Origin of the sequence: Proteus sp. G4380, from assembly GCF_963885725.1 — a bacterium.
In the GTDB taxonomy this organism is placed as follows: Bacteria; Pseudomonadota; Gammaproteobacteria; order Enterobacterales; family Enterobacteriaceae; genus Proteus; species Proteus mirabilis.
Map to the genome: position 1 here is coordinate 38,385 of NZ_CAWPAV010000052.1, position 9,680 is coordinate 48,064.

General features: G+C 42.1%; 6 protein-coding genes and 1 rRNA gene. 5 read left to right on the plus strand and 2 right to left on the minus strand.

The window, feature by feature from the left end; genetic code table 11:
- Positions 1-87: 87 nt before the first annotated feature.
- Together fadA and fadB are read right to left on the minus strand one after the other, a co-directional pair.
- Positions 88-1,251, minus strand: a complete 1,164-nt coding sequence (fadA, locus tag AACU98_RS04520; RefSeq protein WP_004246106.1) for an acetyl-CoA C-acyltransferase FadA — start codon at positions 1,249-1,251, stop codon at positions 88-90.
- Between the two features lie 11 nt (positions 1,252-1,262).
- On the minus strand, positions 1,263-3,443 hold the full coding sequence (gene fadB / locus AACU98_RS04525; RefSeq protein WP_049210017.1) for a fatty acid oxidation complex subunit alpha FadB: 2,181 nt from the start codon (positions 3,441-3,443) through the stop codon (positions 1,263-1,265).
- A gap of 288 nt (positions 3,444-3,731) precedes the next feature.
- Between fadB and pepQ the strand changes: the two genes are divergently transcribed.
- The 5 genes from pepQ to AACU98_RS04550 all read left to right on the plus strand — a co-directional run bounded on the left by pepQ (position 3,732) and on the right by AACU98_RS04550 (position 9,675).
- Positions 3,732-5,066 carry a Xaa-Pro dipeptidase gene (gene pepQ, locus AACU98_RS04530; protein WP_161680102.1) on the plus strand — a complete coding sequence of 445 codons (1,335 nt, stop codon included), beginning with the start codon at positions 3,732-3,734 and terminating at the stop codon, positions 5,064-5,066.
- Positions 5,066-5,686 (plus strand): IMPACT family protein, encoded by a 621-nt coding sequence (locus tag AACU98_RS04535; RefSeq protein ID WP_017827623.1) that lies wholly within the window; start codon positions 5,066-5,068, stop codon positions 5,684-5,686. The genes pepQ and AACU98_RS04535 overlap by 1 nt, the downstream gene beginning before the upstream one ends.
- 25 nt (positions 5,687-5,711) lie before the next feature.
- The gene (gene trkH, locus AACU98_RS04540) at positions 5,712-7,163 is read left to right on the plus strand and encodes a Trk system potassium transporter TrkH (RefSeq protein WP_004252906.1); all 1,452 of its coding nucleotides are present in this window, start codon (positions 5,712-5,714) and stop codon (positions 7,161-7,163) included.
- A 20-nt stretch (positions 7,164-7,183) separates the two neighbouring features.
- On the plus strand, positions 7,184-7,714 hold the full coding sequence (gene hemG, locus AACU98_RS04545) for a menaquinone-dependent protoporphyrinogen IX dehydrogenase (protein ID WP_004246101.1): 531 nt from the start codon (positions 7,184-7,186) through the stop codon (positions 7,712-7,714).
- Positions 7,715-8,132: 418 nt separating this feature from the next.
- Positions 8,133-9,675, plus strand: a 16S ribosomal RNA gene (locus AACU98_RS04550).
- The last annotated feature ends 5 nt before the right edge of the window (positions 9,676-9,680 follow it).

Sequence of the window (9,680 nt, forward strand, 5' to 3'; positions counted from 1 at the left end):
GCCCCTGACGGCGGGAAAATGGTTAAAAAACCAAGCAATCAAACATGTCAACCAAGTGATATTACTCAAAATGAAAAATCATCTTGATTAAACTCGCTCAATAATGGTTGCTATCCCTTGGCCTAATCCAATACACATTGTCGCTAATCCTAATTGTGCATCTTTACGCTCCATAATATTTAATAGCGTGGTGGTTATTCTGGCACCAGAACAACCTAATGGATGCCCAAGTGCAATAGCACCACCATTAAGATTGATTTTGTCATCAATGCTATCGAGTAAATTCATTTTTTTCATGCAAGCTAAGGATTGCGCTGCAAAGGCTTCGTTAAGTTCAAAGATATCAATATCACTGAGGGTTAACCCTGCTTTCTTTAGCGCTATTTCAGTGGCAGGAACGGGACCATACCCCATGATTGCCGGATCACAACCTGTTACCGCCATCGAACGAATAATTGCACGGGGTTTTAAATGATGTTGCTTAGCATAACTTTCGCTCGTGATAAACATCGCGGATGCCCCATCAGAGACTGCAGATGAATTCCCCGCAGTGACGGAGCCTGTGGCGGGATCAAATACGGGTCTAAGTTGTGCTAATTCATCAAGGCTTGGGTTATAACGGATAACTTCATCCGTGCTGACGCGTATAAAATCTCCTGCTGCATCATGACCATTAATGGCAACAAGTTCGTTATCAAAATAGCCTTTTTGGGTCGCGAGGGCGGCTAAATGGTGTGAGCGATAGGCGAATTTGTCTTGTTCTTCACGAGATATTTGAAATGATTTTGCTAACATTTCTGCAGTTAACCCCATTGAGAATGAAGCCTTTGCCACAGAAAGATTTAATGCTGGGTTAAAGTCAGCATTATAGGTCATCGGTACATGACCCATATGTTCAACGCCACCAATTAAAGCAACTTGGCTCTCTCCTAACATAATTTGGCGAGCACCGTCATGCAAGGCTTGCATCGAAGAGCCACATAAACGATTGACGGTTACTGCCGGAACTTTATGCGGTAATTCTGCTAATAGTGCGGCATTACGTGCAATATTAAAGCCTTGCTCTAAAGTTTGTTGCACACAGCCCCAAATCACATCGCCAATATCATTGGGATCAATATCAGGGTTACGCTTAAGCAAAGCTTGCATTAATTGCGCAGAGAGATTTTCAGCTCTTACATGGCGAAATGCCCCGCCTTTTGAACGTCCCATTGGGGTGCGAACACCATCAATTATGACAACCTTTTCCATTTCTTCTCTCCTTAAGCGAGTTCTCTGATGTTAACATCTACTTTTGCAGGCTTTGGATAGTAGGTTTCGTTACGTAATGCTTTTTGTTTTAAGCTCTCAGGAATTTGGTAAAGTGGCCCTAATTCTGAGTATTGCTCTGCATTTGCAACAAATTGTGCTAATCCAATGGTATCGAGGTAACGGAAGACACCACCACGGAAAGGAGGGAAGCCTAAACCATACACTAATGCAATATCGGCTTCTGCAGGTGAGGCGATAATGCCTTCATCTAAGCAACGAATAACTTCATTGATCATTGGGATCATCATACGAGCAATAATAGTGTCTTGGTTAAATTCCTGTTTTTTGCCGACATGATGTTCAATAAGGCTGTGAATATCGTTATCTACCTGCTTTTGTTTTTTACCACGCTTATCAATAGTGTAGTCATAGAAACCATGATTATTTTTCTGACCATAGCGTTGTTGTTGATATAAAAGCGCAATAACGTCTTTATCAATACTGCCCATTCTGTCTGGGAAACCTTGAGCCATCACTGCTTGAGCATGATTCGCTGTATCGATACCGACAACATCCAGTAAATAAGCCGGACCCATTGGCCAGCCAAAGACTTTTTCCATCACTTTATCTACAGCAAGAAAATCAGCACCATCTCTCAATAAAAGAGAAAATCCGGCGAAATAAGGGAAGAGCACGCGATTGACAAAGAACCCCGGACAGTCATTAACAATGATTGGCGTTTTACCCATTTTGCTAGCATAACTGACAATGCGATTAATCGTCTCTTCGCTGGTTTTTTCACCTTTAATGATCTCAACTAAAGGCATGCGGTGAACGGGATTAAAGAAGTGCATTCCACAGAAATTTTCAGGGCGTGTTAGTGATTTGGCAAGTAGCGAAATGGGGATTGTTGAGGTATTCGAAGCAAGTACAGCATGATCAGCAAGGAGCGCTTCGGTTTCAGCAAGTACAGAGGCTTTTACTTTAGGGTTTTCAACCACAGCTTCGACCACAATTTGTGCATCAGCTACACTGGCATAGTTTAGGGTAGGATGAATAGAGGCGAGGGTTTTTGCCATATCAACGGCACTCATACGTCCTTTTTCTTGACGTTTTTGTAACAGACTGAGTGCTTCTGTCATACCCAATTCAAGGGAGTTGGCATTAATATCTTTCATGGTAACAGGAATGCCTTTTAGTGCAGATTGATAGGCAATTCCGCCACCCATGATCCCCGCGCCTAATACTGCCGCTTGTTTTGGTAAGCTAGCATGACGTTTTTTAGTAATACCTTTCACATATTGATCATTAAGGAAAATACCCACTAATGCTTTGGCAACATCGGTGCGGGTCAGTTTGACAAAGTTTTCTGTTTCCAATTCAAGTGCCGCTTTTCTATCTAGAAATGCGGCTTTTTCTATCGTATTAACGGCGGTCATTGGGGCTGGATAATGAGGGCCTGCGACTTTCATCACCATGCCTTTTGCCACAGCAAATGACATTTTATGTTCAAGTTCCGTTAATCTTAATGCCACAGTTTTAGGTTGACGAGCAGCTTGCCAGTCAAATTTGCCATCAATGGCTTGCTCTATCAGTGAAATGGCACTTTCTTTTAGCTTATCAACAGGGACAATAGCTTGAATTAAGCCATTCTTAAGTGCTGTTTCGGCATTAATATCTTTACCTGCGGTAATAATTTCTAAGGCATTATCAACGCCAATAAGGCGAGGTAGCCGAACAGAGCCACCAAAACCCGGCATAATACCAAGTTTTGTTTCGGGCAAACCAATGCGTAAATCCGGTGATGCAATACGAAAATCCGTTGCTAATACACATTCACAGCCACCGCCTAGGGCGTAGCCATTAATGGCAGAAACTGTAGGAACGGGGAGATCTTCTAATCGATTGAAAATATGATTAGCAAAATGTAGCCATTGTGTCAGTTCTTCAACCGGTGCATCAAAAAGTGATAAAAATTCGGTAATATCGGCACCAACAATAAAGGCGGGTTTTTCTGAACGTAAAATAACCCCTTTTAGATCAGATGTGTTTTCTAATACTGTTAACGCTTCGCTTAACATTGCCACCGTTTTTGTATCTAATTTATTAATAGAACCGCTAGCATTGAAAACGAGCTCAACAATACCTTGCTTCACCCAATCGGCTTGAATATTTTCGCTTTGATAGAGCATTTGTATTCTCCCTAAAGTATAAACTGGTATGACCAGATAATTAGAGTGTGAATACAATGTTAATTAATTGCAAATATTTGATTAAGGAAATGTAGGACTGATCACAATGAAATTATCTAATATATTGATTTTTATATGATTGGTTTAAATGAATAAATCAGCATAATTAAGGATCGTAAAAACATAGTAATAAGTCATGGTAAGCTATTTTTGCTATGGTGTTACCCTGTAAAAGAGTTGGCGTGTTAAGCTGAATAATTAACAATAAATAAAGATAGGTGATTAGTAATGGAAAAATTGCTTTCTCTGTATCAAGAACATATCAAAACACTACAAAATCGTACTCGTGATGCTTTATCTAGACACCACCTTGATAATGTCTTGATTCACTCTGGTGAACCTATTGGTGTTTTCCTTGATGATAGTGATTACCCTTTTAAAGTGAATGCACACTTTAAAGCGGGGGTGCCAGTAACTGATGTGCCACATTGTTGGTTATTGGTTGATGGTGTCAATAAACCAAAACTCTGGTTCTATTCACCTGTTGATTATTGGCATAGTGTTGAAGCTTTACCAAGTAGCTATTGGACCCATGAAATTGAGCTGATCCATTTAAAAAATGTCGATGATATTCAAAAAGAGCTAGCACCTTTTATTAATAAAAATACTGCTTATATTGGGCCAAATACACAACGGGCTGATTCATTAGGTGTCAGTCTTGATAATGTTAATAACCAATCTCTTCTTAACTATTATCATTATTATCGTGCTTATAAAACGGGTTATGAACTGGCATGTATGCGCGAAGCGCAGAAAATGGCAGTCAATGGACATATCGCCGCTCGTGAGGCATTCCAAGCTGAGTTAAGTGAATTTGATATTAATATGGCTTATTTAATGGCAACAGGACATCGGGACACAGATGTACCTTATGGCAATATTGTTGCATTAAATGAACATGCTGCTGTTTTGCATTACACCAAATTAGATCATCAATCGCCAGATGAATATCGTAGTTTCCTTATTGATGCGGGAGCAGAGTATAATGGGTATGCTGCGGATATTACGCGTACTTATTCAGCGAAAGAAAATCATGAATTTACTGCTTTAGTCAAAGATATGAATGATGCGCAACAGGCATTGATAGCGACAATGAAAGCGGGAGTACGCTACAGCGAATATCATATTCAAATGCATCAACGTATTGCCGGATTATTACATAAATACGGTATTGTTAAGGGAATTAGCGAAGAAGAGATGGTGAGTGAAGGATTAACAACTCCCTTCTTACCACATGGATTAGGCCATGCGCTAGGTTTACAAGTTCATGATGCGGGTGGATTTATGCAGGATGATAAAGGGACTCATTTAGCTGCGCCAGCCATGTATCCTTTCTTACGTTGTACACGTATTGTAGAGCCGGGAATGGTACTTACCATTGAGCCAGGATTCTATTTTATTGATTCGTTATTAGCACCTTGGCGTGAAGGGAAATATCGTAGTCATTTTGATTGGCATTTGATTGAACACTTCAAGCCTTTTGGTGGCATTCGTATTGAAGATAATATTATTATCCACGATAACAAAATTGAAAATATGACAAGAGACTTACATTTAGCCTGATGAAAGCTTATTTGATCCCCGCTGAAACGGTAGAATTCAGTGAAGAAATAAAGAAGAGCCGTTTTATTACATTTATTGCTCATACTGAAGGGATTGAGGCTGCCAAAGCGTATATCCAATCAATTAAAGCGCAGTTTCCCGATGCTCGGCATCATTGTTGGGCATTTGTTGCTGGAAGACCGGATGATTCACAACAGTTAGGTTTTTCTGATGATGGTGAACCAACAGGCACGGCGGGAAAACCTATTCTAGCACCCCTGTTAGGGAGTGGTATGGGAGAGGTGACTGCGGTTGTGGTACGTTATTTCGGCGGGATCAAATTAGGCACTGGCGGATTAGTTCGTGCTTATGGCAATGGGGTACAGCAGGCATTAAAACTTTTGCCAACGAAAACCAAAGTACCTCAGCGCCGATTTCTTGTGGAGTGTGAATATTCCTTGGTGTCATTACTTGAGCAAGTTGTTGCAGAATATCAAGGGAAGATCCTCTCTAGTGAATATACTGATAAAGTCACTTTTGAACTATCATTGCCAGCCGTAGAGAGTGAAAAAGTTGAAAGTAAACTACGCGATATCAGTCGTGGCAGTATGCAATTAATATGTTTAGAACCGAATGAATAATCGTTGCTACCAAGGAAATCGCTAAATGCATTTTCGTTCAATAACCCGAATTGTTGGGCTACTTGTTATTTTATTCTCTGTCACGATGATCATCCCCGGTATCGTTGCGTTGATCTATCGGGATGGTGCAGGACGAGCATTTAGTCAGACATTTATTGTCGCTCTTATTATTGGGCTAATGTTGTGGATCCCCAATCGAAACAATAAAAGTGATCTAAAACCCAAAGAAGGTTTTCTTATTGTGGTTTTATTTTGGACTGTGTTAGGTAGCGTAGGGGCATTGCCTTTTATTTTTTCGGAACAACCTCATCTATCGATTACCGATGCCTTTTTTGAATCTTTTTCCGGATTAACAACCACAGGGGCTACGACACTTGTTGGGTTGGATAGCTTACCTAAAGCGATTTTATTTTATCGCCAAATGCTGCAATGGTTAGGGGGAATGGGGATCATCGTATTAGCGGTGGCAATTCTTCCACTGTTAGGCGTTGGGGGAATGCAGCTTTATCGGGCAGAAATGCCGGGGCCTTTGAAAGACAATAAAATGCGCCCAAGGATCGCAGAAACTGCGAAAGCATTGTGGCTGATTTATGTCTTACTCACTATTATTTGTGCCCTTGCGTTGTGGATTGCGGGTATGGACGTGTTTGATGCTATCTCGCATAGTTTTTCTACCATTGCAATCGGTGGATTTTCTACCCATGATGCAAGCATTGGCTATTTTAATAGTCCAACAATTAACGTCATTATTGGTGTTTTTCTATTAATTTCAGGGTGTAACTTTGCTTTACACTTTTCGGTTTTAACAGGGCGAAGCCTCAATATTTATTGGCGTGATCCTGAATTTCGCATGTTTATCTTTATACAGCTCGGATTAGTGATTATTTGTAGCCTTATTCTATGGCTCTATTCGGTATATGACTCTGGATGGACAACAATTAATCAAGCTTTTTTCCAAGTTGTTTCAATGGCAACAACCGCAGGGTTTGCAACAGATAGTTTTGCCCAATGGCCAACTTTTTTACCTCTGTTACTGTTGTGCTCTGCCTTTATCGGGGGCTGTGCTGGTTCAACGGGGGGGGGATTAAAAGTAATCCGTATCTTACTGCTATTTTTACAAGGCTCTCGTGAATTAAAACGTCTTGTACACCCTAATGCGGTTTATACGATTAAACTAGGACATCGAGCATTACCAGAGCGTATTATAGAAGCGGTTTGGGGCTTTTTCTCAGCATATGCTTTAGTGTTTATTATTAGCTTAATGCTATTAATAGCGACAGGTGTTGATGAGTTTTCTGCTTTTTCTGCTATTGCTACAACACTTAATAATTTGGGTCCAGGATTAGGTATTGTTGCTGATAACTTTACAACAATGAATCCAGCCGCTAAGTGGATACTTGTTGTCACCATGTTATTTGGCCGATTAGAAGTTTTCACATTATTGGTTTTATTTACACCAACATTTTGGCGTGATTAACCAAAAACAAGGAGTGATGTATGAGCGCGCTGTTGCTGTACTGCAGTACAGATGGTCAAACTAAAAAAATAATGACGCACATAGCTAATGAACTAAGACAACAGGGCTATGAATGTGATGTAAGAGATTTAACTGCTGTTCACCATAGCCTTAATTTATCTGCTTATAATAAAGTGTTAGTTGGGGCATCAATTAGATATGGCTATTTTAATAAAGTACTGGATAAATTTATTACCCAACACCTTTCTCAATTAAATAGTATGCCATCCGCCTTTTTTGGGGTGAACCTTACGGCAAGAAAAGCTGAAAAGAGTACACCCGAAACCAATGCTTATATGCGTAAGTTTTTAGATAAGACTCCATGGAAGCCTAGATTAACAGGTGTTTTTGCAGGCGCGCTTCTTTACCCACGTTATAAATGGATTGATAGAGTGATGATCCAGCTTATTATGAAGATGACTAAGGGTGAAACCGATCCAACAAAAGAGATCGAATATACTGATTGGAATAAAGTTAGCGAATTTGCGACAAAATTTTCCAAAATTGAGTGATATCTGTTCGTTGTGACCTGTTTTTTGTACGTATTGTTGGGGTTTTAATCGAACGGTGAATTTTTTTCAAAAAACACTTGCGCTAATCTGAGAAGCCCCTATAATGCGCACCCACTGACCGACGATGAGCTGACAACAGCAACGACGGAAAGGGAAGAGAAAAGAAAAAAGTTTGAAAAAACTCTTGACTCTTCAGAGGAATAGCGTAATATACGCCTCCTCGCAACAACGCAGAAGACCGGAAACGGCAGCGACAGTTGCACTGCTCTTTAACAAATTATCAGACAATCTGTGTGGGCACTCGCAGAGACGATATCTTCTAAAAAATTAGATGTATCAAGTCTTGAAGAGTGACTAACAAGTTAATTCATATAATGAATAAGCTAAGTTTTCGATTTCTTTGAGCATCAAACACTTTTAATTGAAGAGTTTGATCATGGCTCAGATTGAACGCTGGCGGCAGGCCTAACACATGCAAGTCGAGCGGTAACAGGAGAAAGCTTGCTTTCTTGCTGACGAGCGGCGGACGGGTGAGTAATGTATGGGGATCTGCCCGATAGAGGGGGATAACTACTGGAAACGGTGGCTAATACCGCATAATGTCTACGGACCAAAGCAGGGGCTCTTCGGACCTTGCACTATCGGATGAACCCATATGGGATTAGCTAGTAGGTGGGGTAAAGGCTCACCTAGGCGACGATCTCTAGCTGGTCTGAGAGGATGATCAGCCACACTGGGACTGAGACACGGCCCAGACTCCTACGGGAGGCAGCAGTGGGGAATATTGCACAATGGGCGCAAGCCTGATGCAGCCATGCCGCGTGTATGAAGAAGGCCTTAGGGTTGTAAAGTACTTTCAGCGGGGAGGAAGGTGATAAGGTTAATACCCTTATCAATTGACGTTACCCGCAGAAGAAGCACCGGCTAACTCCGTGCCAGCAGCCGCGGTAATACGGAGGGTGCAAGCGTTAATCGGAATTACTGGGCGTAAAGCGCACGCAGGCGGTCAATTAAGTCAGATGTGAAAGCCCCGAGCTTAACTTGGGAATTGCATCTGAAACTGGTTGGCTAGAGTCTTGTAGAGGGGGGTAGAATTCCATGTGTAGCGGTGAAATGCGTAGAGATGTGGAGGAATACCGGTGGCGAAGGCGGCCCCCTGGACAAAGACTGACGCTCAGGTGCGAAAGCGTGGGGAGCAAACAGGATTAGATACCCTGGTAGTCCACGCTGTAAACGATGTCGATTTAGAGGTTGTGGTCTTGAACCGTGGCTTCTGGAGCTAACGCGTTAAATCGACCGCCTGGGGAGTACGGCCGCAAGGTTAAAACTCAAATGAATTGACGGGGGCCCGCACAAGCGGTGGAGCATGTGGTTTAATTCGATGCAACGCGAAGAACCTTACCTACTCTTGACATCCAGCGAATCCTTTAGAGATAGAGGAGTGCCTTCGGGAACGCTGAGACAGGTGCTGCATGGCTGTCGTCAGCTCGTGTTGTGAAATGTTGGGTTAAGTCCCGCAACGAGCGCAACCCTTATCCTTTGTTGCCAGCACGTAATGGTGGGAACTCAAAGGAGACTGCCGGTGATAAACCGGAGGAAGGTGGGGATGACGTCAAGTCATCATGGCCCTTACGAGTAGGGCTACACACGTGCTACAATGGCAGATACAAAGAGAAGCGACCTCGCGAGAGCAAGCGGAACTCATAAAGTCTGTCGTAGTCCGGATTGGAGTCTGCAACTCGACTCCATGAAGTCGGAATCGCTAGTAATCGTAGATCAGAATGCTACGGTGAATACGTTCCCGGGCCTTGTACACACCGCCCGTCACACCATGGGAGTGGGTTGCAAAAGAAGTAGGTAGCTTAACCTTCGGGAGGGCGCTTACCACTTTGTGATTCATGACTGGGGTGAAGTCGTAACAAGGTAACCGTAGGGGAACCTGCGGTTGGATCACCTCCTTACCTAA